The 26385-nt window shown below is 72.9% G+C and carries 10 protein-coding genes; 5 read left to right on the top strand and 5 right to left on the bottom strand.

The genetic code is table 11. The annotated features are described in order from the left end of the window. Positions 1–226: 226 nt before the first annotated feature. Entirely contained in the window at positions 227–2800 is a 2574-nt protein-coding gene (locus ACWY4P_RS42960) for a DUF6397 family protein (protein ID WP_456206252.1), read from the bottom strand. Positions 2801–3078: 278 nt separating this feature from the next. Here ACWY4P_RS42960 and ACWY4P_RS42955 point away from each other — a divergent pair, with 278 nt between their 5' ends. Together ACWY4P_RS42955 and ACWY4P_RS42950 are read left to right on the top strand one after the other, a co-directional pair. After that, positions 3079–4581 (top strand): NCS1 family nucleobase:cation symporter-1, encoded by a 1503-nt coding sequence (locus ACWY4P_RS42955; protein WP_456206251.1) that lies wholly within the window; start codon positions 3079–3081, stop codon positions 4579–4581. 474 nt (positions 4582–5055) lie between these two features. Beyond that, complete coding sequence (locus ACWY4P_RS42950) at positions 5056–5685, top strand: response regulator (protein WP_456206250.1); 630 nt, start codon at positions 5056–5058, stop codon at positions 5683–5685. Here ACWY4P_RS42950 and ACWY4P_RS42945 read toward each other — a convergent pair. Then, entirely contained in the window at positions 5591–6790 is a 1200-nt protein-coding gene (locus tag ACWY4P_RS42945) for a hypothetical protein (protein ID WP_456206249.1), read from the bottom strand. The two genes, ACWY4P_RS42950 and ACWY4P_RS42945, sit on opposite strands and share 95 nt — an antisense overlap. Next, positions 6783–7973, bottom strand: coding sequence for a sensor histidine kinase (locus ACWY4P_RS42940; RefSeq protein WP_456206248.1), 1191 nt, complete (start codon positions 7971–7973; stop codon positions 6783–6785). The genes ACWY4P_RS42945 and ACWY4P_RS42940 overlap by 8 nt, the downstream gene beginning before the upstream one ends. 296 nt (positions 7974–8269) lie before the next feature. Between ACWY4P_RS42940 and ACWY4P_RS42935 the strand changes: the two genes are divergently transcribed. Then, entirely contained in the window at positions 8270–8482 is a 213-nt protein-coding gene (locus ACWY4P_RS42935) for a DUF5988 family protein (protein WP_456206247.1), read from the top strand. 167 nt (positions 8483–8649) lie between these two features. Here ACWY4P_RS42935 and ACWY4P_RS42930 read toward each other — a convergent pair whose 3' ends face one another. Both ACWY4P_RS42930 and ACWY4P_RS42925 read right to left on the bottom strand, forming a co-directional pair. Continuing rightward, on the bottom strand, positions 8650–9390 hold the full coding sequence (locus tag ACWY4P_RS42930) for an AfsR/SARP family transcriptional regulator (protein ID WP_456206246.1): 741 nt from the start codon (positions 9388–9390) through the stop codon (positions 8650–8652). Positions 9391–9454: 64 nt separating this feature from the next. Continuing rightward, entirely contained in the window at positions 9455–10216 is a 762-nt protein-coding gene (locus tag ACWY4P_RS42925) for an AfsR/SARP family transcriptional regulator (RefSeq protein ID WP_456206245.1), read from the bottom strand. 690 nt (positions 10217–10906) lie between these two features. Here ACWY4P_RS42925 and ACWY4P_RS42920 point away from each other — a divergent pair. Together ACWY4P_RS42920 and ACWY4P_RS42915 are read left to right on the top strand one after the other, a co-directional pair. Beyond that, positions 10907–19642 carry a type I polyketide synthase gene (locus ACWY4P_RS42920; RefSeq protein WP_456206244.1) on the top strand — a complete coding sequence of 2912 codons (8736 nt, stop codon included), beginning with the start codon at positions 10907–10909 and terminating at the stop codon, positions 19640–19642. Further along, complete coding sequence (locus ACWY4P_RS42915) at positions 19639–26382, top strand: SDR family NAD(P)-dependent oxidoreductase (RefSeq protein WP_456213253.1); 6744 nt, start codon at positions 19639–19641, stop codon at positions 26380–26382. Before ACWY4P_RS42920 ends, ACWY4P_RS42915 begins: the two co-directional genes overlap by 4 nt. The last annotated feature ends 3 nt before the right edge of the window (positions 26383–26385 follow it).

The following is a 26385-nucleotide window of genomic DNA, read 5'->3' as shown; positions in this document are numbered from 1 at the left end:
CCGTCACACGGTACGAACCACCGAAACCATTCACGCTGAACGCGAACCCCATGAAAATAAGGCACTTGATGCCCAGGGCTATCATCCTCGCCCACTGCGGAGCGCGCCACCGCAATCGCACAAGGTGACCATCATCGGCCGTGCCGCGCCCTGTGAGTTCGAGACGTTCGAGGCATGTCCCTGACGGAGGTCCGCGCCGCGACACTGCCGTCGGCGCGGACCTCCGTCACCAGTAATCGTCGACGGTGGACCCATAGCAGGCGTCGCAGTACGTGCACCAGGGAGCGCAGGGTCGGGCGCATGCGGCGCAGATGCCATGAGCGGACAAGGGGCGGGAGGAGGCGACGAGTCGGATGATCCGGGCGCTTGCCGCCTCCTCTCCCTCCGCGGCCTCTTCGGTGGTGACGCTCCCGCATGCGCCGTCGAAAGCCAGGGCGGCCGTGCGCAGGTCGCGCATGGTGGCCGCGTACTCCTCGGCCTTGGCGAGGTCCATGGTCGCGATGGTGGTGTGCGGGCGGAGCAGGCCTCGCAGCGAGGCGCCCCGCAGGGCTGCCCGGCAGATCGCCGGATGTGTCGGGCGGTCCGTGTCCACAGGAAGAGTGATCAGCCGCCAGACCGTGTGACCGTCCTGTGGCCAAGGGGCGTCGACCGCGGCCGGCACCCCCGCGGCCTGCCTCGCCGCGTACAGCTTGGCGCGGAGTTCGTCTACGGGCATCGGCCGCAGCCAGGGCCGCTCTTCGGCGGTCGTGCGGGCCGCAGCCGTCCAGCCGGTGAGGGCGTGCGGGATCTCCCCCGGCTGTGGCCGCCCGAGGTCCGTCCAGGTGGGACGCAGTGGGGCTGCCTGTGCGCGCAGTCCGGTCGAGGCCGACCCGTTGGCCGCCGCGACCGCGCGGTCCACAAGCCCGGGGGAGGCGGTGAGGCCCGGGAGATGGCTGCGGTACACGGCGACGAGCCCGTCACCCGCGTCGTGGCCCCGTCGGCCTGCCCGCCCCGCGATCTGGGCGGCTTCCCACAACAGCAGCTCCCTGCGGGATCTGCCGTCGTACTTGCGCGTCTCCGCGAACGCCACCGCGTGCAGCGGGAGGTTGACGCCGTGGCCGATGACATCCGTCGTGACGATCACGTCCACTTCTCCTTCGGCCAGCCGCCGGATCTGCTCGCGGCGGGCCGCCGGAGGCATGGCCCCGTACAGGACCGTCGCCGAGCGGCTCGATTCGACCAGCTCACGGTGGAGGGCGAGCACGGCCTTGCGAGAGAAGGCGACGACAGCGCTGCCCCGCGGGAGCGTGGCGGCGCGGAACGCGTCGGCCCGTGCGAGGGCGCCGACGCGTGCGTGGCGGACCACGGAGACGGCCGCGTGCGGAGCGAACATCTTCCGCAGCAAGGCCTCCGTCTCCGGCGCGGCGGCGATGTGGACATCCTCGTGCGACCCGCTGAGTAGAAGGCGGGTCCAGGAGTGCCCCCGTGCGTCGTCGACCAGCCAGTGCGCCTCGTCGACGACCAGCACGTCACCCGCGATGGGAGCCGCCTCCGCGGTGCAGCAGAGCACCGAAGTCACCGGGCCCCGCTGCTCCTCGCCGGTTCGCAGGCCTACCCTGTCCGTACCCAGACGGAGACGCAATCGCTCGTACACCTCGTAGGCGAGCATGCGCAGCGGTGCGACGTACACGCCGGTCTTCCCGGCTTCGGCCCGGTCGGCCAGGAAAGCGAGGGCGTCGTGCGTCTTACCGGAGTTAGTGGGGCCGAGGTGGAGGGTGACGTTCGGCACGACCGAGCGTGAAGGGACACGGGCTCGGGCACGCGCGGCCGCCTCCCGCTCTCGCCTCTCGCGCTCCTGTCGGGTGGCCTCCGCGGCTTCCCGGGCGGCCTGCCTTTCCTGTCTGCGACGCTGGGCCGCTTGACGGGTGCGCTGTGTGCCGAGCCGGGATGGCGGGGGCACGGTGGCATGGCCCTCGGCGACGCTCTGTTCCAGCAGATCCTGGGGAACCCCGTGGGCGCGGTATTCCTGCGGGAGTTTCTCCGGCGCGCAGCCGAGCCGGGCAGCCGCCTCGGCCGGAGGCACGAGAGCGGGCGCCGGCCGACCGCGGCGGGCCTTTCGCAGGGCGTCCGCGAATCCCCGTGCTACCGCCGTCCGTTCTTCCGGTGAGACGGTGTCGGTACCGGGCCGTGCATGTGGGTCGAGGGCGCGTGCCAAGTCTGCTTCCGCGGCGCGCCGGGCGAGGTGGACGAGCTCGGCCGCAGTGATCGGCTTACGGCCCTGCAACGGTTGCTCGGGCCCCGACCAGTGCGACCAGGCGGCTGCCCTCGTCCAGGCGTCGGGAAGCGCCGACAACGCCTGCGTACGCCGTCGCGCGCGAAAGGCCTCGGCCCGCCGGTCAGTACCAGAGGCCAGTTCGGCGAGGAGGGCGCCGGGCAGCCGGGGGCCGACCAGTTCGGGATGGCGCTGCGGGATCTGCCGGGTCTCCGCGGCCGAGTACAACCAGACCTCGCGTTGGTAGCGGTTGGTGTACGAACGGACCGGGCGGATGATCCCGAGGCGGGCCAGTTGCCCGAAGCGGTGCGCACTGACCCCGGCGAGCCCGGCGGCCTCGGCAGCGCCCACGAGCCGGGTCTGCTCCTCGAGTTCACTGGGGCTCGTCCGCCACCGGGCGACTTCGTTGGCGCGGACGCGCCGCTCGCCCAGGCTCCAACTCGCCCGGATCACTCCGTGCTCGATCCCCACTGCGAACTCGGCCGACTGCAGGCCCAGTTCGCGTCGGGCTGCTTCGAGCGTGAGGTACTCGGCTGTCCTGTCGCCCATGGCGCCCCTCCCCAAGATTGCTCTTGGTCACAGATTGACAGGGGGGTGTGACAATCGGTGACGGGCGAAGGGCGCACCGTCGCGGCGCGGGCCTCCGGGGCCGCGACGGGTTATTCCGTCTTTCGAAATGTAACTTCCGGCCTGTTGACATGTCTGTCACATCTCCGGAATCGGGGCGAAAACCATCACCCCTTTCCTTTACGTCATCTGTGCACCTTGTCTGCGGCGCGGCCGCGTAGAGGTGCTGATTCCGCAGGTCGGCTCGGCAAGGAGTAAGCGTGACGACGACGAAGGGCACCGCCTCCACCTCGACCCCGGTGTCGGAGCACTCACCCCGGCTCTACAACGACGACCTGGCTCCGGCTTCCGAGCGGAAGTGGGGAGCGTTCAGCGTCTTCAACGTCTGGACGTCGGACGTGCACAGTCTGTACGGCTACTTCCTGGCCGCCAGCCTGTTCCTCGTCGCGGGCGGCACCTTCAAGTTCATCATCGGGATCGGCGTCGGCTCGCTGGTGATCTACTGGCTGATGACGCTGATCGGCAAGGCGGGGGTGCGGACCGGCGTGCCGTATCCGGTCCTCGCCCGGGCGTCGTTCGGCACCTTCGGCGCGAACGTCCCGGCGCTGGTGCGGGCCGTGGTCGCCACCTTCTGGTACGGAGCACAGACCAGCGCGGCGGCCGGCGCGATCGTCGCGTTCCTCACCCGCTACAGCGGTCCCCGGCACTTCCATGAGACAACCCACCTGCTGGGGCACAGTGGCCTGGAGGTGGTGTGCTTCCTGGGGGTGTGGGCCGCCCAGTTGCTGATCATCAGCAAGGGAATGGAGACGGTGCGGCGCTTCCAGGACTTCGCCGGGCCGGTCGTCTGGCTGATGATGCTGGCCCTGGCCGTCGCGCTGTCGGTCAAGGCCGGCGCGCTGTCCTTCTCGGTCGACATGCCGGCCCAGGAACTCGCCACGCTCGCCAAGAGCTCGACAGGCCTGAACGTGACCCCGGGCTCGCTCGCCGCGATCGCGGCGATCGCGGCGACCTGGGTCACCTACTTCGCCGCGCTGTTCCTCAACTTCGGCGACTTCGCGCGATTCGTGCCCGACGAGAAGACGCTGCGCAAGGGGAATGTGTGGGGGCTGCCGGTCAACCTCATCCTCTTCTCGTTCGTCGCCGCCCTGACCACGGCCGCGGCCAGCAAGGTCTACGGCCAGGTGATCCTGGAACCGGCCGAGATCTCGGCCAAGTTCGACAGCGTCTTTCTCGTCCTGCTCGCCGCCCTGACCTTCGCGGTCGCCACGCTGGGCATCAACGTCGTCGCCAACTTCGTCAGCCCGGCCTTCGACTTCGCCAACCTCGCCCCGAAGTACATCGACTTCCGGCGCGGCGGCCTGCTCGCCGCCGTCATCGCGCTTCTGCTCTACCCGCTGCACCCGTGGGACAACGCGCCGAGCTTCGTCAACGCCATCGGCTCGACCATGGGCCCGATCTTCGGCGTGATCGTCGTGGACTACTACCTGATCTGGAAGTCGCGGATCGACGTCGCGGCGCTCTACCAGGAGAACGGCGAGTTCCGCTTCCAGGGCGGCTGGAATGTCCGCGCCTTCGCCACGGCCGCCGTCGGCGCGGTCTTCTCCAGCCTCCTCCCGGTCTACGGCCCGGCTGACTACAGCGCCACGCTCGGGCCGTACAGCTGGTTCATCGGCGTCATCGTCTCCGGCTCGCTGTACCTCGCGGTGAGCGGCGGCAGGAGCCGGATCGTCGCGGCGCCTCCGGCGGACGGTACGGCCTGACGCGTGGCTGTGGCCCCAGAACCCTTCACGATGTGTGGCTGAATCAGTCACTGACGCTGCGCGTAACGGTCCCGGACGCACTGGCTCACCTGTCGCCTGCGGCAACATCGTATGCAACCCCGGCAAATCTCTGCTATCACGGCGTCGTCCCCCTTGTGGTGACGGCGCCGTTGTCGTGTTAACGCCGATACGACGCCGACACCGCGGCGACACGACTCGGGCATACGTTCACTTTGTCGAACATGAGTTCATTAACGGAATCTTTCACCGCACTTCCGCATCCGACGTGTGAAACCCGGGGAGCCTTTGAGCAGGCTCGGCTCCGATTGCACGGGAACCCCAAGCATGACGTGAAGCATCACAGCAAGCAGGTCCATTCCGCAAAACTCGAGGCACGTCAGTTTGTCTACTTGTTGTACAGGTTCTCTCACGAATGGGTGGGTGCGTGTGGAGTTAGGGATTTCCCTCAGCGTCGTGCTGGTCGATGATCATCCTGTGGTACGCGCGGGCATCTCGGCGTGGTGCGCCGCCGCCGACGTGCCGATCAACGTGGTGGCTGAGGGGGCGAGCGTGTCGGTGGCCCTCCATGGTCCGGGCCGGGGGGCGGATGTCGTGGTCATGGATCTGCTGTTGCAGAACGGGCGGCCCGCGTACGACGAGTTGCAGGAGCTCGTGGCCCAGGAGCGCAAGGTCGTCGTCTACACCATGCGGGACAGCCAGGACGCGGCGTTGACCTGCATGGACCTGGGCTCGGCCACCTACATCACCAAGGCGGAGGGGCAGCGGCACCTGGTCAAGGCGATCCGGGCCGCCGCCGAGGACATCCCCTACACACCGCCGTCGCTGGCCGGCGCGTTCGGCAGTGACACCCGGCAGAGCCGCCCCGTGCTGTCCGTACGGGAGGTGGAGGTGCTGGTGGAGTGGTTCCAGTGCGAGTCGAAGGCGATGGTCGCCCAGAGCCTGGGGATCTCGGAGCGCACGGTGAACACCTACCTGGACCGGGTGCGCATCAAGTACGCGAACGCCGGCCGCCCGGCGACCACGAAGGCCAAGCTGGTGGCCAGGGCGGTTCAGGACGGTCTGATAGCTCTGGACGAGCTGTGATCCGGCACGCGGCCTCCACGAGGAGGCGGTCCTCGGCGTGGACCGTGCGCACCCGGATCCCCTTCGCCGTCGGCTCGGGCAGCCGCTCCCGCAGCGCGTCCACCACGACGCCCACCCGCACCTGATCCCCGCCGCGGACCACGGTGACGCGCGCCGTCTGCCTGGCGGCGGCCAGCGCGGCGATGACCGGGTCCAACAGCGCGCGGCGCAGTGGCAGCGGCAGCTCAAGGGGGTCGCCGCGGACGGCGAGTTGCACGGTGGTCCCGTTGCGCTCGGCGACGTCGATGCAGGCGCGCATCTCGTGGACCAGCGGGTCGAATGTGCAGTCGCTCTCCGCGAACAGCCGCCTCAGCCGGGCGGCTTCCAACGCGCAGGCGCGCCGCACCTCGTCGTCCTCCGGGTCGAGGGAGCCGCTGGCGAGCCCGGTGAGCAGGGGGAGAACGGTGGTGCTCAGCTCGGCGTACCGCCGACGCTGATCCGCCTGGATCTGTCGGGCGACGGCGATGCGGGTGCGTACCCGCTCCTGGGCCCGCAGGGCCTCGCCGATGGCCCTGCTGCTGTCGAGAAGCAGCTTCCCCCCGGCCGCCATGACCATCTGGAAGCAGCAGGCGGACAGGACGCTCAGGCCCATGCTCGCGCCGACGGACCGCGAGGGCACCTCGACCGTCAGCAACAGGGCGACGGTGACGGCCAGATGGCAGCCGAGGAAGGCACCGGACACCACCGGCCCTCGGTGGCCGAGCATGACGACGGCGAACCAGCCCGCAAGGGCGTAGGACCAGTGGGAGGTGCCGACGAAGTAATGGTCCGCCGGGACTTGGGTGGTGGTGGCCACCGAGGCGGCGAAGGTGCCGGCCAGCGCCCACGGCACCCAGCCGCGCGGCCATGGGCGCCCGTCGAGGCCGAGGACGACGCTGCCGCCGAGGATCAGCGTGAGCAGGCCGTAGGCGGCCAGCGGAACCCAGGGGTGCCGGTAGTCGTCCAGGCTGCCCAGCAGGCCGGGCAGCGCGAACCCGATGTGGAGGGTGACCAGGATGAGCAGTGCCCCGGCACGGATGCCGCGGAGCTGGTGGCGGGTGATCAGCTGACGGAAGTCCTCACCCACGCGGCCACTCCAGCCGTACCGTCGTGCCGTGCCCGGGCCGTGACTCCACGGTCGCGCGGCCTCCCACGTTCCACATCCGTCCGCGGATGGAACGCTTGATCCCGATCCGCTGGATGGGAATGTACTCGGGGTCGAACCCCACCCCGCCGTCGGCGATGGTCACGACGATGACGTCCCGCGCGCGCTCCGCCGTCACCCGTACGACATCGACGCCCGCGTAGCGGGCCACGTTGCGCAGCGCCTCGCCGAGACCGCCGCGCAGGGCCGCCGCGATGGGGCGCCAGGCAGTGCCGAGACCCTCGTCGAACCTGCTGATGACGCGGAGGGGATGCGCGGCGATCTCGTCGAGCAGTTCGGCGGCCAGGTCCACCTCCCCCGCGGCCGACTGCTCGGCGCGCAACCGGACGAGATCTCTGGCGGCCTGGGCCCGCAGGGTCTCCGCCCGCATCGACGCCCACGGCGCCGACGCGATCAGCAGGGTCGCGCAGGCGGTGTCGTGGAGCGCGGCCAGGTGTTCCCGCTCCGCGGCGCAGCGGGCCTCCGCCGCCTCCCCGTGCTGCCTCGCCCGCGCGGCCCGGTCGGCGGCCTCGTCGGCTGCTCGGCTCTCGCTGAACACCAGCCGGACCACGGCCTGGGCCAGGACGGTGTTCACCAGCACCCAGATAACACTGCGCAGGACACCGGGCCACTCGAAGTGCGGGTACAACGCGGCGCCCGACAGATCCGCGCAGCACAGCCACAACGTCGCCAGAATCCCGGTGAGCGGTGGCTGCATGAGCTGATAGGCCACGGCCGTGACGTTGACGGACACCAGGATCCATGTGCCCGCGTGCGTGGTCTGCCCGTCGGGGAGCGTGAACCGCTGGCTCAGACACAGCGCCGTCATGGCCGCCAGATCCAGGGCGAGTAGCGGCCTCGGCCGCATCGCCGAGGTGGTGGCGAGCCGCAGATGGATCCAGCTCCAGGCGAGCACGGCCACCGCGACCACCGCCGCGGGCGCCATCTCTTCCACCGGCATGGCGGCCACGCCCAGCACGGCACAGGCGCTCATCACCCCGGCGCGGCCGTAGAGCGCCAACCGTCGGTTGAACGCGACGTATTCCCGCGCCCAGGGCCCTGCCGAGCCGGGAAGACGCGCCGAGACCGGCGGGTCGATACCGGGCGACAGTGAGCGAATCGGCATGGGTCATCCATCCTCGGCGGCCATCGGTGTGACAGGGCGATAGCGGTAACCTCACGATCCGTGAGGGAATCGAAGCTTTTTTGTCGGTCGAACGACCCTCACACCGAATGACCCGGCGCGTCTAGGCTGGACCGAGCGCAGTGGCTTAGGGGGAGCAGATCGGGACGATCTGGCAGCCCACCCATGTCGGGCCCCCACAAGCCCTTTGTGAGCAAGAAATATGCCGCCGATCGGCGCGCTTTCCGCCTCATGCCAACCTTTCTCTTGGGTGTACAGCGAAGGGAATGCAGCCTTTTATGTCCGCATCTGCGCCCAACGTCATCCTGCGCGGCGGCCCCACGGAGCTGGCCGATCCGCACACGCGGTATGTCGATGACCCCGAGTCGACCCTGAAGCTTCTCGTCGGCAACGCGTACGAACACTTCCATCCCACAGGCCAGTTCGTGGAGCACCACGGGCGGCATCTGCGGGTCCTCGAATGGATCCGCCGGACGTACATCGCCGAGTAATCAGCCAAGTGATCAGGGGCCGGAACATCGCCGGTGGGTTCACTCGCGGCGTGCGAGGGAAACCCCCGGCGAGCTCGGGCCGGCCGGCCGCGGGGCCCGCGGCGACCGTCGGCTCCGTCTCTCAGGTCGGCTCCGTCCGCCAGGTCGAGTCCGTCAGGTGTAGTCCGTCAGGTCGAGGCGAGAACCGTGTGCCGGAGCTCCCTGAGCTTCCGGCCGGGTTCGAGCCCCAGTTCCCTGTCGAGAACACGCCGGGCGGACTCGTATATGCCGAGCGCCTCGGACTTCCGGTCGGAGCGGTAGAGGGCCAGCATCAACTGTCGGTAGAACGTCTCCCGGAGCGGGAACTCGGCGACGAGGGACCGTAGCCGGCCGACAAGTTCCCCATGGCGGCCGAGTTCGAGATGCGCCTCGGCCGACATCTCCGCACATTCGATGCGCATCTCGTCCAGCCGCTTCAGGAAGCCGGCCACGATCGGCCCGGTCTGGGCGTTGCCGCACGCCGGCCCACGCCACAGCGCCAGGGCCTGCTCGAAACAAGGGGCCGCCTGCGCGGGCTCCCCGCATCTGACGTACTTCCGGCCGTCCGCGACCAGCTGCTGGAAAGCATCGAAATCGCATTCGCTCGATGCTCTGCGCAGCATATATCCGCCGGGACGGGTGATGATGGGATTCTGCTGGCCCGGCCGGCTCAGGAACTTGCGAAGCCGCGAAATGCACACATAGATACTCGCGGTGTCGCGCCGCGGCGGCAGCTCACCCCAGATCTCTCGTGTGAGCTGTTCCGCCATGACGACCTGGTCCGAGCGGATCAGCAGGACGGCGAGAACGGTAGCGAGTTTCTGCGCTCTGAGCGGTGAACCGCCCTTTTCATCGACTACACGGAGCGGTCCCAAAATCTCGTACCGCACAAATTACCCCCCTCTTCCGGGAATCCTGGTTACGTGATGAGTTGGCGGTGCGTGCGGGAGTCGGCTATGCGGCTTCGAGTTCCGGGGCGTCGACGAGCACGGCGTGATGCAGCCGTTTGAGAGCGGCGGACGGTTCGAGCCCGAGTTCTTCGCTCAGTACGGTCCGCGCCGACTGGTAGACACTCAGGGCGTCGGCCCTGCAGCCCGAGCGGTAGAGCGCCAGCATGAGCTGTCGGTAGAACGCCTCGTTCAGCGGAAGTTCCTCTATCCGAGCATAGAGGTAGCTGACGAATTCACGGTGGCGGCCGAGTTCCAGGCCGGCGTCCACAAACGATTCGACGCATTCCAGCCGGGCCTGCTCGGCCCAGCACACGAAGCCGTTGACGATCGCCCCGTCGCGCAGGTCCTCGAGAACCGGGCCGCGCCAGAGGTCGAGACCCTCTTCGTACGCCTCGCAGGCCTCATGGGTGCGCCCGGCCCGCTGTGCGGTCCGTCCCTGGCGCACCAGGTCCTGGGAGACCTGGAAGTCCAGCTCGTCCGCGCCGAGACGCAGCACATACCCGCTGCGAGCGGTCACGATGGGGCTCTCGGTGCGGTTGGGGCGCCTGAGGAACTTGCGGAGTTGGGACACATAGACGTGGAGCGCCGCCACGGCCTGCCGCGGTGCCCGGGTGCCCCAGATCTCCTTCACGAGATCTTCGCTGCTCACCACTTCGTCGGCCCGCACCAGTAATGCCGCCAGCAGCACCTCGATCTTCCTGGCGCTGATTGAGGTAACCGAAGATCCGTCAACCACGCGCAACGGGCCCAGTATCTCGTACCTCATGATACGCGAACTCCCCCCGTCGTCAGCGTCTTGTCGGACCAGGAGGGCTCTCCATTGCGATCGAATTCAGCCAGCATTCGAAAAATTCACCCCGATTTTTGAAGCCTCTTATGGTCGCGCTTCAGACCTCAGCGTCGATGCCTACCCACGCCATCCACAGCTTAGCCAGAACGCAGCCGCCTCCGCGCATTTCACATGGCTGCAACATTGCCCCCAGTGAGATTTTCGGTCAGGTGGGAGGTGGTCTTCTGGCTATGGAGATCGACGACGCGCTCTGCGATCGGCGGCTGCGCTGACTCATGGTGCCGAACGGCGCCCGGCACCACGGACTGCGGTTCCCTCCGATGGGCGAACAACCAGCAGCAGTGATCGCAGAGAAGGCAACATCGACGCATCCTAACCGTGCAGAGCGTGCCAGTGTGAGGGTCAAAAGACCCACAACCAAATGGGCACATAGGATGATTCATCGACCGGTGACCGTCACCGTACCCTGCTGTTTCGGTGACGGCCCCCCGCAAGTCACCGGTCCGACCCAAAGGATCATCGGTGCAAGTTTCGCCCGACGTATACAAGGCGTCCCCTAGACATTTTCGGTTAGATCAACTTTAGAAAACATTCGGAGAATGAGCGCTGTTCGGGGCATCTCGTAAGCCATAACCAGCGGTTTTGCGATTCAGGTATGGGGGTGTCATGGCCGGGAGCAGCCCGAGCCGTGCGCAGCAGGCGACGTCTCCCGTCGCGATCGTGGGGCTGGCCTGCCGGCTGCCCGGTGCGCCCGATCCCGAGGCGTTCTGGCGCCTGCTGAGCGCGGGCGAGAATGCCGTCGTCCCCGTCCCGGACGACCGTCTGCCCGCCCAGCCCGGCTCCCCGCCGTACTTCGCCGGACTTCTGGAGCACGTCGACACCTTCGACGCGGGATTCTTCGGCATCTCGCCACGCGAGGCCACGGCGATGGACCCGCAGCAGCGGCTGATGCTCGAACTGGCCTGGGAGGCCATGGAGGACGCGGGGCTCGGCGCCGAGACCCTGGCGGAGAGCCGGACCGCGGTGTTCACCGGCGCGATCTGGGACGACTACGCCACGCTCCTCCACCGGCACCGACCCAACGACATCGCCATCACCCGGCACACGATGGCGGGGCTGCACCGCGGCCTCATCGCCAACCGGATATCCCACCGCCTGGGCCTGCGCGGCCCGAGCCTCACGGTGGACGCGGCGCAGTCCTCCGGGCTCGTCGCCGTGCACCTGGCGTGCGAGAGCCTGCGCCGGGGGGAGGCCGACCTGGCGCTCGCGGGCGGCGTGAACCTGATCCTGGCCGAGGAGAGCATGCGGATGGCCGAGGCCCAGTTCCAGGGGCTCTCGCCGGACGGCCGGTGCTACACCTTCGACGCGCGCGCCAACGGCTTCGTACGCGGCGAAGGCGGCGGGATAGTGCTGCTCAAACCGCTGGCCGCGGCCGTCGGCGACGGCGACCCGGTGTACTGCGTGATCGAGGGCAGCGCGGTCAACAACGACGGCGCCACCGACGGCCTGACACGGCCGAGCGCCGAGGCCCAGACGGATGTGGTGCGGCAGGCGTGGCAGCGGGCCGCGGTGGCGCCCGCCGACCTCCAGTACGTCGAACTCCACGGCACCGGAACGCCGGTCGGCGACCCGGTCGAGGCCGCCGCCCTCGGCGCCGCGCTCGACGGGCACCACCCGGTCCAGCAGCGGTTCACCCCCCTGCGGGTCGGCTCGGTCAAGACCAACGTGGGCCACCTGGAGGCCGCCGCCGGCATCGCGGGCCTGCTGAAGACGGCCCTGAGCATCCACCACCGGCGGCTCCCGCCGAGCCTCAACTTCGCCACCCCGAACCCCGGCATCCCGCTGGCCGAGCTCGGCCTGCGCGTACAGACCGCGTTCGAGCCCTGGCCGGACGAGCGGCGGCGGCTCACGGCCGGGGTCAGCTCCTTCGGCATGGGCGGCACCAACTGCCATGTCGTGCTGGCCGAACCGCCCGCCCCGGCCACGCCTGCGGACCGGCCGGCGCCGCCCGGGGACATGTCCGCGCGCACCGCCCCGCCGGTCACGCCCTGGGTCGTCTCGGCGGCGAGCCCCAAGGCGCTGGCGGCTCAGGCCGCCGCGCTGCGCGAACATCTGCGCGCACACCCCGGGCTCCACCCGGTGGACGTCGGCCGCGCCCTCGCCACGACCCGGACGGCGTTCCCCCACCGAGCCGTCGTCCTGGGCACAGACGTGGGCACGGACGTGGGCACAGACGTGGGCACGGACGGCGGCGAACTGCCCGTCCGCCTCGACGCCCTGGCCGCCGGAACGGAGACGACGGGGGTGATCCGTGGCCGCGCGGGCGCGGGCCGGGTCGCGTTCCTGTTCAGCGGCCAGGGCAGCCAGCGCCCCGGCATGGGCCGCGAGCTGTACGCGGCGTACCCGGTCTTCGCCGACGCGCTGCGCGAGGTGTGCGGGCACCTCGACCCCTTGCTCGACACCCCGCTGCTGGACGTCATGTTCGCCGAGGCCCCGCCGGAAGGCGAGCCGGCGCTGAACCGGACGGCATACACCCAGCCCGCGCTGTTCGCCCTCGAAGTGGCCCTCTACCGCCTGGTGACGTCGTGGGGCCTCACCCCCGACCACCTGATCGGCCACTCGGTCGGCGAGATCTCGGCCGCGCATGTGGCCGGGGTGCTGTCGCTGTCCGACGCCTGCACGCTGGTGGCGGCCCGGGGCCGCCTCATGCAGTCCATCACCGCTCCCGGGGCGATGGCCGCCTGGCAGGCCACCGCCGAGGAGGCCGGTCAGGCGCTGGAGGCGCACGGCGGACGGGTGGGCCTCGCGGCCGTCAACGCCCCCGCCTCCGTGGTGATCTCCGGTGACCGAGAGGCCGTGGCGGAGGCGACCGCCGCCTGGCGGGCCCGGGGCCGCAAGGCCACCGTGCTGAAGGTCAGCCACGCGTTCCACTCCCCGCACCTGGACGGCATCCTCGGGGAGCTGCGCGCGGTCGCGGCCGGGCTGACGTTCGCCGCGCCCGCCATCCCCGTCGTATCCAATGTGACCGGCGGCCCGGCCACCGAGGCCCAGCTGCGCTCGCCCGACTACTGGGCCGACCACGCGCGGCAGGCCGTACGGTTCGACGCCGGTGTGCGGCAGCTGTGCGAAGCGGGGGTCGACACCTTCCTCGAGCTAGGCCCCGACGCCTCGTTGACGGGCATGGCGCGGGAGAGTGTCGCGGCGTGGGCGGCCGACGCGTCTCGTCCGGTGGCGGTCGCGGTGCAGCGCCGCGACCGGCCGGAGGCGCACAGCTTCGTGTCGGCGATGGCCCAGGCGCATGTACGGGGCGTCGCCGTCGACTGGGCGGCCGCCTTCGCGGGCCACGAGACCCGGCGGGTGCCCCTGCCGACGTACGCCTTCCAGCGCGAACGCCACTGGCCCGACGGCCTGGACGACCGGCGGCCGGCCCGGCCCCTGACGTCCCCGGTCGAGCCGCCAACTCGTACCGCGTCACCAGCCGGTGCCGCTCCGCCGGTCGATCGCGCGGCCTCCCCGGGCGAGCTGCTGGCGCTCGTCCGTACCCAGGCCGCCCTCGTCCTGGGACACGACAGCCCCGACGGCATCGACCCCGCCCTGACCTTCAAACAGCTCGGCTTCGACTCGCTGGCCGCGACGGAGCTGAGCGAACGCCTCGGCGCGGCCACGGACACCGAACTGCCCGCCACCCTCACCTTCGACCACCCGACGCCGAACGCTGTGGCGGCGTGGCTGCGCGCGGCGCACGAGGGGCAGCCGACCGCCGCCCCGGCGGCGGCGGTCGGGGCGGCCACGGCCGATGACCCCATCGCCGTGGTGGCCGTCAGCTGTCGCTACCCCGGCGGGGTCGACTCGGGCGAGGCGCTGTGGCGCCTGGTGGACGAAGGCGTCGACGCCGTGGGCGAGTTCCCCGGCGACCGGGGCTGGGATCTGGCGGAGCTGTTCGGCCGGGCACCGGACGGGAGCGGCGGCAGCGCGACGGGCCGGGGCGGCTTTCTGTACGACGCGGCGGACTTCGACGCGGAGTTCTTCGGGATCAGCCCGCGCGAGGCGCTGGCCATGGATCCGCAGCAGCGCATTCTGCTCGAACTCTCCTGGGAGCTCCTGGAACGGGCCGGCATCCCCCCGGCCTCACTGGCCGGCAGCGCGACCGGCGTCTTCGTGGGCGCGACGGCGGTGGACTACGGGCCGAGGCTGCACGAGGCCACCGCCGAGCTCGACGGACACCTGCTGACCGGTGGCACACCGAGCGTGGCGTCCGGCCGGGTGGCCTACACCCTCGGCCTGGAGGGGCCGGCGCTCACGGTGGACACGGCGTGTTCGTCGTCGCTGGTGTCGATGCACCTGGCCGCGCAGGCCCTGCGGCAGGGCGAGTGCGACCTGGCGCTCGCGGGCGGCGTGACGGTGATGGCCACGCCGGGCATGTTCACCTCCTTCTCCCGGCAGCGCGGCCTGGCGGCGGACGGCCGGTGCAAGCCGTTCGCGGCCGCCGCCGACGGCACCGGATGGAGCGAGGGCGCTGGGCTCGTCCTGCTCGAACGCCTCTCCGACGCCCGCCGCAACGGCCACCAGGTGCTCGCCGTGATCCGCGGCTCGGCGGTCAACCAGGACGGCGCGAGCAACGGCCTGTCCGCCCCCAACGGCCCCTCCCAGCAGCGCGTCATCCGCCAGGCCCTGGCCAACGCCCGCCTCGACCCCGCGGACGTGGACGCGGTCGAGGCCCACGGCACGGGCACGACGCTGGGCGACCCCATCGAGGCCCAGGCCCTCCTGGCCACCTACGGCGGGCACCGCCTCGCCGAGCAACCCCTGTGGCTGGGCTCGATCAAGTCGAACATCGGCCACACCCAGGCCGCCGCCGGCGTCGCGGGGGTCATCAAGATGGTGATGGCCCTGCGCCACGGCCGCCTCCCGGCCAGCCTCCACATCGATGCCCCCAGCCCGCACATCGACTGGTCCGACGGCACGGTCAGGCTCCTCACCGAGGCCGCCGACTGGCCCGAGGCCGACCGGCCCCGCCGCGCCGGCGTCTCCTCCTTCGGCATCTCCGGCACCAACGCCCACCTCATCCTCGAACAGGCACCCGACCAACCCGAACCAGAGTCCGCTTCCGCGGGCGGCGTGGTGCCCTGGGTGCTGTCGGCCCGTACCGGCGAGGCGCTGCGCGCCCAGGCCGGGCGCCTGGCCGAGTGGGTCGCCACCGGCGCCCCGCCCTCCCCGGCGGACGTGGGGTGGTCGCTGGCCACCACCCGGTCGGCGGACCGGCACCGAGCCGTGGTCAGCGGTACGGGCTGGGACGAACTGCTGTCCGGGCTGCGCGCGGTGGGGGACGGCCCGACGCCCGCGGCGGTCTCGGCGGGGGCCGCTCCCGGCCCGGTCATGGTGTTCCCCGGGCAGGGGTCGCAGTGGCGCGGCATGGGCGTGGAACTGCTGGACTCCTCCCCCGTCTTCGCGGCGCGTATCGCCGCGTGCGAGGCGGCGCTCGGCGAGTTCGTCGACTGGTCGCTCACCGCCGTGCTGCGTGGTGCGTCGGGTGCGCCTGAGCCCTCCCGGGTCGATGTCCTCCAGCCGTGCCTGTGGGCGGTGATGGTGTCGCTCGCCGCCGTCTGGGAGAGCTACGGCGTGGCGCCCACCGCGGTCGTCGGACACTCACAGGGCGAGATCGCCGCCGCGTGCGTCGCCGGGGGCCTGTCGCTCCGGGACGGCGCCAGGGTCGTGGCGCTGCGCTCCCGGGCCCTGCGTGCCCTCGCCGGGCACGGCACCATGGCCTCGCTCGCGCTGAGCGGCGAGGAGGCCGAGCGCTTCCTCGCGGACCTGGGCGCGGCGGCCGAGCGGGTGACGGTGGCGGTGTTCAACGGGCCGTTCTCCACGGTGGTGTCGGGGCCGACCGACCAGGTCGCCGCGGTGGTGGCGGCGTGTGAGGCGGCCGGCCACCGGGCCCGCGCCATCGACGTGGACTACGCCTCGCACGGCCCGCAGGTGGACCGGATCGCCGACACGATCCGCGCCGATCTGGCGGACCTCGCCCCCGGTGCCTCGGGCACGGTGTTCTACTCCGCCGTCACCGGCGCCCGGCAGGCGACGGAGGAGCTGGACGCCGACTACTGGTTCACCAATCTGCGGCAGCCGGTCCGGTTCGCGTCGGCGATCGACACCCTGCTGGCCGACGGATACCGCGTGTTCATCGAGGTCAGCCCCCACCCGGTGCTGATCCCGGCGCTCCGGGAGTGCTTCGAGGAGACCGATGTGGCGGCGGCCACCGTGCCGACGCTGCGCCGGGACCAGGGCGGCCCGGATCAGGTGGCGCGTGCGCTGGGGGACGGCTTCGCGGCGGGGCTCGCGGTCGACTGGAGCCGCTGGTTCGCCGACGGCGAGGGCCACCGGCCGCGTACGGTCGAGCTGCCCACGTATCCGTTCCAGCGGCGGCGGTACTGGCTGACGCCGGACCAGGGCCGCCGCGAGGGGCGCGCGTCCGGAGCCGGAACCCGGCCGGCCGGGCACGCCCTGCTGTCCTCGGCGGTCGAACTGGCCGACGGCGGCCTGGTGCTGAACGGCCGACTGCCCGGCGACACGGCCTGGCTGGGCGCGCACACGGTGGCGGGCGTCCAACTCGTGCCCGGCGCGGTCCTGGTGGACTGGGCGCTGCTGGCCGCCGACGAGGCGGGCGGGGCGTCGCTGGAGGAACTGCTGCTGCGCGCACCACTGGAGCTGTCCGGGCCGTCCGGCGCGGTCGGGGGTGTGCTGGCACAGGTCGCGGTCGCGGCGCCCGATGAGTCGGGCCGCCGGGAGATACGGATCTCCTCCCGACCCGCCGCCGCCGGTGCGGGCGACGGGTGGACGTGTCACGCGGTGGGGACGCTGGTCCCGGGCGGCCCGCCCGCTCCGGCGGACACCGGGACGCCGGTCGTCCCCTGGCCGCCGGCGGGCGCCGAGGCGCTGGAGCCGGCCGGGCTGTACGAGCGGGCCGAGCGGCGCGGCTACGGCTACGGGCCCGCGCTGCGGGGAGTGGCGGCGCTGTGGCGGGACGGCGCCGACCTGGTCGCCGACGTGGTGCTGCCCGAGGAGGCCGGTGACGACGGTGAAGACGGCGACGGTGCGGCCGGGTTCGGCCTTCACCCGGTCCTGCTGGATGCCGCGTTGCAGCCCGCGCTGCTGGCCGGGCCGGACGATGAGGGGGAGGGAACGGAAGCCCGCTTGTGGCTGCCGTTCGCCTGGAGCGGGGTCCGTCTGTGGGCGACCGGGGCGCGCGCCGCGCGGGTCCGGCTGTCGCCGCCGGACGCATACGCCGGAGAGGCCGGAGAGGGCGGGGACGGCGGGGAGGCCGCGGACGAACGGGAGCTGCGGATCGAGGTGTCCGACCCGACCGGGGCTCCCGTGCTGAGCGTCGCGTCGGTGGTGCTGCGCCCGCGCACCGTACGGCAGGTGCGCGAGGCGAGCGGGGCCGCGGCGGGTGGCCTCTTCGCCCTCGACTGGACGCCGGTGGCGCCCCGGGAGCCGTCCGGCGCCGAGGACGACGCCGAGCGCGTGGCCGTGCTGGGCGAGGCGCCCGCGGGGTCGGGCGCGGACCGGTGCCGGGACACCTACGCGGACCTCCCGGCGCTGCTGGCCGCCCTGGACACGGGTGCGCCCGCGCCCTCCGTGGTGGTGTGGCGACCATCGACCGCCGGCGCCGACGCCGGCGCCGGCGCCGCGCCGGAGGACGCCGCCCTGTCCGCCGTACGAGGCGTCGCGGCGGCGCTGCGCGCCTGGAGTGCCGAGCCGCGGCTGGCGGGCAGCCGTCTCGCGCTGCTCACCCGGGGTGCGGTCGCGGCGGGCGGTGCCGAGGGCGAGCCGATGGACACGGCCGCGGCGGCGGCCTGGGGCTATGCCAGTGGTGTCCAGGCGGAACACCCCGGCCGCTTCGTCCTCCTCGATGTGGACACGGACACCGACCTCGGCACGGAGGCGGGTCTGGCGGCCGTGGCGCGAGCGACGTGGGTCGGCGAGCCGAGGGTCGCGCTGCGCGGCGACACGCTGCTCGCGCCACGCCTGGCGCGTTCCGCGGCCGCGCCGGGCGGCGGGGCGTTCGGCCCGGAGGGCACGGTCCTCGTCACGGACGCCGGAAGCCCGCTCGCCGGTGCGGTCGCCGAGCACCTGGTGCGCGCCGAGGGCGTCCGGCACCTGCTGCTGGTCCGCTTCGGCGGCACTGACGGCGCATACGACACGCAAGACACGCACGACACACGAGACAACGAGAGCGGCGGGAGCGGTGAGGAACAGTGGGGTGCGCGGGTGCGCGTGGTCACGGTCGATCCTCGCGACACCGCCGCGCTGGAACGGGTGGTGGCGCAGGTCGATCCGGCCCATCCGCTGACCGGCGTCGTCCACGTCGCGGGGCTGTCCGCCGACATCGAGCCCGTGGGCATCGAGTCCGTGCACATCGAGCCCTCCGACGGCTCTCAGCCGGGGGGCGCGGCACGGGGGTGGGCCGCGGCGGCCGGTGCGGTGTGGGCGTTGCACCACGCCACCGCCGGACTGCCGTCCGTCCGGTTCGTGACCCTGGCCGACGCCGCCGCGGCCTGGGACGGCCCGGTGACCCCCGAAAGGGCCGCGGCCGGTGCGTTCTGTGACGCCGTCATGGACGTACGGCGCCGGGCCGGACTGCCCGGCCTGGGGGTGGCGTTCGGGCCCTGGGCTGCCGCCGGTGGCGTCTCCGGTGCCGATTCCGGCGGGGGCTGGACCGGGGTCCTCGGCGCGGACCGGGGGCTCGCGCTGCTGCGCGCCGCCTGCCGCGCCGACCGCCCGCAGCTGGTGGCGGCCGACATCCGTACCCGAGCTTTGACCGCCCACCCGGCCCACGAGCTGCCGGCCGCGCTGCGCGCGCTGGCCGCGGGCGCGGGCGGCCGGGCGCCGGCCCGGCCGGTCGCCGCCGCCGCGCCGGGCCGGACCACCGACTGGGCGAGCCGGCTGGCCGGCCTCGGGCCCGCCGAACGGCGCCGCGCCGTCCTGGAGCTGGTGCGCGATCACGCCGCCGCCGTGCTCGGGCAGCCCGACCCCAAGGCCGTACGGGCCGACGCCTCGTTCAAGGAGCTGGGCTTCGACTCGGTGACCGCCGTCGAGCTGCGCGACCGGCTGGTGGCGGCCGGCGGAGTACGGCTGCCCGCCGCCGTCATCTTCCGGCACCCGACGCCGGAGGCGCTGGCCCACCGCATCGAGCAGCAGCTCGCTCCCGGCAACACAGACAACACAGACAACACAAGTAACGCAGGCAACACCGCGAAGAACACCACGAACAACAGCAACGGCAACGGCACGGCGGTCGACGCGGCGGACAAGCTCGCGTCGGCCACGGCCGACGAAATCCTCGACTTCATCGACAACGAGCTGGGCGTGCTCTCCGAGGCGCGTCCGCGCCCCTCCAACTGAAGGCAGGTGACGACATGGTCAGCGAGGAGAAACTGGTCGAGTACCTGCGCCGGGTGACCACCGAGTTGCATGACGCCAGGACCCGGCTGCGGGAGCTGGAGGAGGGTGAGCAGGAGCCGGTCGCGGTGGTCGGCATGGCCTGCCGTTTCCCCGGCGGGGTACGGTCCCCCGAAGACCTGCGCCACCTCGTCCTGTCGGGTGGCGACGCGATCGGCGAGTTCCCCACCGACCGCGGCTGGGACCTGGGCAGCCTCTTCCACCCGGACCCGGCGCACTTCGGCACCAGCTATGTGAGCCAGGGCGGCTTCCTCTACGACGTCGACCGGTTCGACGCGGGGTTCTTCGGGATCAGCCCGCGCGAGGCGCTGGCGATGGACCCGCAGCAGCGGCTGCTCCTCGAGCTGTCGTGGGAGGCGCTGGAGTCCGCCGGGGTGGTGCCCGGCGCGCTGCGTGCCAGCCGGACCGGCGTGTACGTGGGGGTGTCCAGCGAGGACTACATCTCCGGCCTGCCGCACATCCCGGAGGGCTTCGAGGGCTACGCCACCACGGGCAGCCTCACCAGCGTCATCTCCGGCCGCGTCGCATACACCTTCGGCTTCGAGGGGCCCGCGGTCACCGTGGACACCGCGTGCTCGTCGTCGATGGTGGCCATCCATCTGGCGGGGCAGGCCCTGCGGCAGGGCGAGTGCTCCCTCGCGCTGGCGGGCGGCGTCACGGTGCTGTCCACGCCGCTGATGTTCACCGAGTTCTGCCGGCAGCGGGCGCTGACACCGGACGCCCGGTGCAAGCCGTTCGCCGCCGCCGCGGACGGCACCGGCTTCTCCGAGGGGGCCGGCCTCCTGCTGCTGGAGCGGCTGTCCGACGCGCGGCGCAACGGGCACGAGGTCCTGGCCGTCCTGCGGGGCTCGGCCATCAACCAGGACGGCGCGAGCAACGGGCTGACCGCGCCCAACGACGTCGCCCAGGAGAACGTGATCCGGGACGCGTTGGCGAGGGCGGGCCTGTCCGGCACGGACGTGGACATGGTCGAGGCGCACGGGACGGGCACCCGGCTGGGCGACCCCATCGAGGCGGAGGCGCTGATCGCCACGTACGGGGCGGACCGCCCGGCGGACCGGCCGCTGTTCCTCGGCTCGATCAAGTCGAACATCGGCCATACGCACGCGGCGGCCGGGGTCGCGGGCGCGATCAACACCGTGATGGCGCTGCGGGACGGCAAGTTGGCCAGGACCCTGCACATCGACGAGCCGACCCGTCACGTGGACTGGAGCGCCGGCACGGTGCGGCTGCTGACGGACCCGCACGACTGGCCGGAGACCGAGAGGCCGCGCCGGGCGGCGGTGTCGTCGTTCGGCGTCTCCGGCACCAATGCGCATGTGATCCTCGAACAGGCCCCGGACACCCGTGATCAGAAGGGTGCTCAGCGGGGTCCCGGCGACACGGCCGAAGGCCGGGTGTTCCACGGCGTGGTGCCCTGGCCCGTCTCGGGGCGCACCGAGGCGGCGCTGCGGGACCAGGCCGCGCGGCTCGGCGCCTTCCTGGCGGCGGACGTGGCGGACGTGGCGGCCGGGGCGGCCGGGGCGGCCGGTGGCGTGGCCGGTGGCGCGGCCGACGTGGGCTGGTCGCTCGCGACGCGCCGCTCGGCGTTCGAGCACCGGGCCGTCGTGGTGGGCCGGGACCGGTCGGACCTCCTCGCCTCGCTCGAAGGGCTGGCGGCCGACGAGCCGGGCCCCGCGGTGGTCCGCGGGGTGGCGGCGGACGTGGGCGCGGGCCCGGTCATGGTGTTCCCCGGGCAGGGGTCGCAGTGGCTCGGCATGGGCGTGGAACTGCTGGACTCCTCCCCCGCCTTCGCGGCGCGCGTCGCCGCGTGCGAACAGGCCCTGGCCGCGCATGTCGACTGGTCGCTGACCGATGTGCTGCGCGGCGCGGAGGGCGCGGCCGACATCGGCCGGGTCGATGTGGTGCAGCCGGTGCTGTGGGCGATGATGGTGTCGCTGGCCGCGGTGTGGGAGGCGCACGGCGTGCGACCGGCCGCCGTGGTGGGCCACTCGCAGGGCGAGATCGCGGCGGCGTGTGTCGCGGGCGCGATGACGCTGGAGGACGGCGCCCGCGTGGTGGCGCTGCGGGCGCGGGCGCTGCGGGCGCTGGCCGGGCACGGCGCCATGGCCTCGCTGGGCTGCGGCGTCGAGGAGACCGAGGTGCTGACCGCCGCACACGCGCCGGACGTGGCGGTCGCGGCGGTGAACGGCCCGTCGTCCACGGTGGTGTCCGGGCCGCCCGAGCAGGTCGAGAAGCTCGTGGCCGCCGCCCGCGCCGACGGGCTGCGGGCCCGCGCGATCGACGTGGACTACGCCTCGCACGGCCCGCAGGTGGACGGCATCGCCGACGAGCTGGCCGAGGTGCTCGCCGGGGTGTCCGGCGCCGCCTCGGACACCGCCTTCTACTCGACCGTGACCGGCGCCCGTATGGACGTCTCCGGTCTCGACTCCGGCTACTGGTTCACCAACCTGCGGCAGCCGGTGCGGTTCGCCGAGGCGGTCCAGGCGCTGCTCGCCGACGAGTACCGGGTGTTCATCGAGGTCAGCGCGCATCCCGTGCTGTTGCTCGGCCTACAGGAGTGCTTCGAGGCGGCGGACGCCCCGGCCGTGGCGATCGGCACGCTCCGCCGGGACGAGGGCGGCCCCGAGAGGCTGTGCCGGGCGCTGGCCGAGGCGCATGTCGCGGGCGTGGCGGTCGACTGGGCGAGCTGGTACGCCGATGAGCCGGCGCCCACGGCGGTGCCGCTGCCGGGGTACGCCTTCCAGCGGGAGCGGTACTGGCTGCCGGCCGGCGGCGGGTCCGGTCCTGGCGATGTCGCGGGCGCCGGACTCACCGCGGTCGGACACGCGCTGCTCCCGGTGGCCGTGCGCCTGGCCGACGGCGGTCTGGTGCTCACCGGGCGGCTGCCGGAGGCGGCGCGGGGCGGCTGGCTGGCCGAACACCTGGTCGCCGACCTGCCGTTGCTGCCCGGCGCGGTGCTGGTCGAGTGGGTGCTGCGGGCGGCCGACGAGGCCGGCTGCGGCGGGGTCGAGGAACTGGCGCTCCAGGTCCCGCTGGTGCTTCCCGCGTCGGGCGGGCTGGTGATCCAGGTGGTCGTGGACGCCGCCGAGGGCGACGGACGCCGTCCGGTGCGGGTCTGCTCCCGGCCCGAAGAGGACTCCGGCGCGCCGGACACCTGGGTCTGCCATGTCGCGGGCACACTCCTCCCCGACGCGGCCGGGCCGGTCCCGCCGCCCGGCCTGGGCGGGGCGTGGCCGCCGCCGGGGGCGCGGCCCGCGGCGATGGAGGGGTTCTACGAGCGGGCCGAGGCGGCGGGTTACGGCTACGGCGCGTTCTTCCGGGGCCTCGCGAACGTGTGGCACGACGGCGAGGACACGCTGGCGGAGGTGGTGCTGCCCGACGAGGCGGCGGAGCAGGCGAGTGGCTTCGGTATCCATCCCGCCCTGCTCGACGCGGCGATGCAGCCCGTACTGCTGGCCGGTCAGCTCGCCACCGCGCCGGACGCGGACGCGGCGCTCGGGACGGTGCTGCTCCCGTTCACCTGGAGCGGGGTGCGGCTGTGGGCGGGGGGCGCCACCCGGCTCAGGGTCCGGCTGTCGCCGCGGCCGGAGGGGCTGCGGGTGGTGCTGGCCGACGCCACGGGTGCCCCCGTACTGACCGCGGACGCGGTCGCGCTCCGCGAGACGGGCGCCCAGCAGCTGCGCGCGTCGAGCCGGGTGCGCGGGCCGCACGGGCTGTTCGCCGTCGAGTGGGTGCCGCCGCTGTCCGCCCCGGCGGGCGGGACGGCGTCCGCGACGGCGCCCGCGAGGCTCGCGGTGTTGGGCGACGACGCCCCGGACCTGGCCGGTGCCGATCGTTACGCCGATCTCGACGCGCTGTTGCGCGCCGTGGACGGCGGCGCCCCCGCACCGGAGGTCGTCGTCGCCCCGGTGCGGACGGGCCAGGACCCAGCGGAGGCGGACACCGGCTTGGCGGCCGCGCGCCGGACGCTGACGCTGGCTCAGCAGTGGCTGGCCGGGAGCGGGGCCGAGGGCGCGCGGCTCGCCCTGGTCACCCGGTCGGCGGTACGGGCCGGGGACGGCGACCAGGAGCGGGTGGACCCCGCGGCCGCCGCGGTGTGGGGGTTGGTGCGCAGCGCCCAGACGGAACAGCCGGGGCGTTTCCTCCTGATCGACACCGATGCCGACGCCGACACCGACGCTGAGCTTCCGGCGGTGTTGCGGGAGGCGATACGGACGGACGAGCCGCAGCTCGCGCTGCGTGGCGGGCGCGCGTTGGTGCCCCGGATGGCCCGGGTGGACACCGAGCGGGAGCTGACGGCCCCACCGGGTGAGCGGGCCTGGCGCGTGGTGGCCGGCGGGACCGGCCCCGACGATCTCACAGCGGTGCCCAGCCCCCGGGCCTCCGCTCCCCTCGCGCCCGGCCAGGTGCGGATCGCCGTACGCGCCGCCGGCCTCAACTTCCGCGATGCGCTGATCGCCCTGGACATGTACCCGGACGCCGCGGCGTCGATCGGCAGCGAGGGCGCCGGGGTCGTGCTGGAGGTGTCCGAGGGGGTGACCCAGGTCGCCGTCGGCGACCGCGTGATGGGCCTGTTCGACGACGCGTTCGGCCCGGTGGCGGTGGCCGACGCCCGGACGGTCGCCCCGGTGCCGCACGGCTGGAGTTTCCGGGATGCCGCGGCGGCCCCGGTGGCCTTCCTGACCGCGTGGTACGGCCTGGTGGAGCTGGGCGGGCTGCGCTCCGGCGAGACCGTTCTGATCCACGGTGCGGCCGGTGGCGTGGGCATGGCCGCCGTCCAGGTCGCCCGGCACCTGGGCGCGGAGGTGTTCGCGACGGCGAGCCCGGCGAAGCACCCGGTGCTGGAGGGCATGGGCGTGGACGCGGCCCACCGGGCGTCCTCGCGGGATCTGGGGTTCGAGGCGGCGTTCTCGTCGGCGACCGGCGGCCGGGGCGTCGATGTCGTCCTCAACAGCCTGGCCGGGGAGTTCACGGACGCCTCGCTGCGGCTTCTCGCGCCCGGCGGGCGGCTGATCGAGATGGGCAAGACGGACGTACGCGATCCGGATCAGGTCGCGCGCGAGCACTCCGTGGCGTACCAGGCGTTCGACCTGATCGCGGACGCCGGCCCGGAGCGCCTCGGGCAGCTGCTGGCCGCCCTGGGCGAGCGGTTCGCCGACGGCGGGTTCACGCCCCTGCCCGTCACCGGGTGGCGGCTCGGCCAGGCCAGGCAGGCGCTGCGGCAGCTCAGCCAGGCCCGGCACACCGGGAAGCTGGTGCTGGACGTGGATCCCGCGCCGGACCCGGACGGCACGGTGCTGATCACGGGCGGCACCGGCACCCTCGGCGGCCTGATCGCCGAACACCTGGTGCGCTCGGGCGGGGTACGGCATCTGCTGCTGCTCAGCCGGCGCGGCCCGGAAGCCCCGGGCGCCGAGGAGCTGACGGCCCGGCTGACCGAGTTGGGCGCGCGGGTGCGGGTGGCCGCGGTGGACGTCGGGGACCCCGCCGCCCTGGGCGAGGCGATCGCGGGCGTCGACCCGGCGCATCCGCTCACCGGCGTCGTGCACGCGGCGGGCGTGGTGGCCGACGCGATGCTGCCCTCGCAAGGCGAGGAGCACATGGCGGAGGTCTGGTCCGCCAAGGCCGCGGCGGCGGCCCATCTGCACCACGCGACCGCTGGGCTGCCGCTGGGCATGTTCGTGCTGTTCTCGTCGTTCGCGTCCACCCTCGGCACCCCGGGGCAGGCCAATTACGCGGCCGCCAACGCGTACTGCGACGCCCTGGTCGAGCGGCGGCACGCCGAGGGCCTGCCGGGCGTGTCGGTGAGCTGGGGCCTGTGGTCAACCGCGAGTGGGCTCACCGGAGGGCTGACCGAGGCCGACGTGGCGCGGATCGCCCGGCAGGGCATCGTCCCGACCGGCACCGAGCAGGGACAGGACCTGTTCGACGCGGCGCTCGGGCACGGGCGGCCGGCGCTGCTCGCGCTGAACCTGGACACCCGGGCACTGGCCGCGCAGCCCGTCGCGGCCCTGCCCGCGCCGCTGCGCGCCCTGGCGGCGGACGCCCAGGCGGCGGGCGCCCGCTCCGGCGGCGGAACGGCGCGGCCGACCGCGGCGGCCGCCGAAGAGCCCGCGGACTGGGCGGCCCGGTTGGGCGCTCTCGCCCCGGCCGAACAGCGGCGCCTGCTCACCGATCTGGTACGCAGGCACGCCGCCACCGTGCTCGGGCACGCCGACCCCGAAGCCGTACCGGCCGACGCGGCGTTCAAGGAGCTCGGGTTCGACTCGCTGACCGCCGTCGAGCTGCGCAACCGCGTCACCGCCGCCACCGGGCTGCGGCTGCCCGCCACGGTCATCTTCGACTACCCGGAGCCCGGGGCGCTGGCCGAGCATCTGCGCACCCAGCTGGCCCCCGAAGAGGGGGCAACGACGGCGCCGGACGTCTACGCGCCCGTGCTCAGCCGGCTGACGGGCCTCGAGGAGAGCCTGACGGCGCTCACCGCGTCCGGTGTGAACGGCGGTGTGAACGGCGGAGGGGCCGACCCCGGCGCGGTGACGGCACGTCTGGAGTCGCTGCTGGCCGCGTGGAAGGCGGCGCACGCTCCGAGCCCGAACGGCGGCACCGCGGCCGAGCGGCTCGAAGCCGCCACGACCGACCAGGTCCTCGACTTCATCGACAAGGAACTCGGAGTGCAATGAGCC

Source organism: Streptomyces sp. LZ34 (assembly GCF_053890475.1).
The sequence above is the reverse complement of the archived record's forward strand: the minus strand, read 5'-3'. Positions and strand labels throughout refer to the sequence as shown.

What these genes read in the sequence shown, in the direction of transcription:
- ACWY4P_RS42925 (WP_456206245.1), bottom strand. Translation starts at nt 10,216, where the DNA reads ATGAGGTACGAGATACTGGGCCCGTTGCGCGTGGTTGACGGATCTTCG.
- ACWY4P_RS42940 (WP_456206248.1), bottom strand. Translation starts at nt 7,973, where the DNA reads ATGCCGATTCGCTCACTGTCGCCCGGTATCGACCCGCCGGTCTCGGCG.
- ACWY4P_RS42920 (WP_456206244.1), top strand. Translation starts at nt 10,907, where the DNA reads ATGGCCGGGAGCAGCCCGAGCCGTGCGCAGCAGGCGACGTCTCCCGTC.
- ACWY4P_RS42960 (WP_456206252.1), bottom strand. Translation starts at nt 2,800, where the DNA reads ATGGGCGACAGGACAGCCGAGTACCTCACGCTCGAAGCAGCCCGACGC.
- ACWY4P_RS42935 (WP_456206247.1), top strand. Translation starts at nt 8,270, where the DNA reads ATGTCCGCATCTGCGCCCAACGTCATCCTGCGCGGCGGCCCCACGGAG.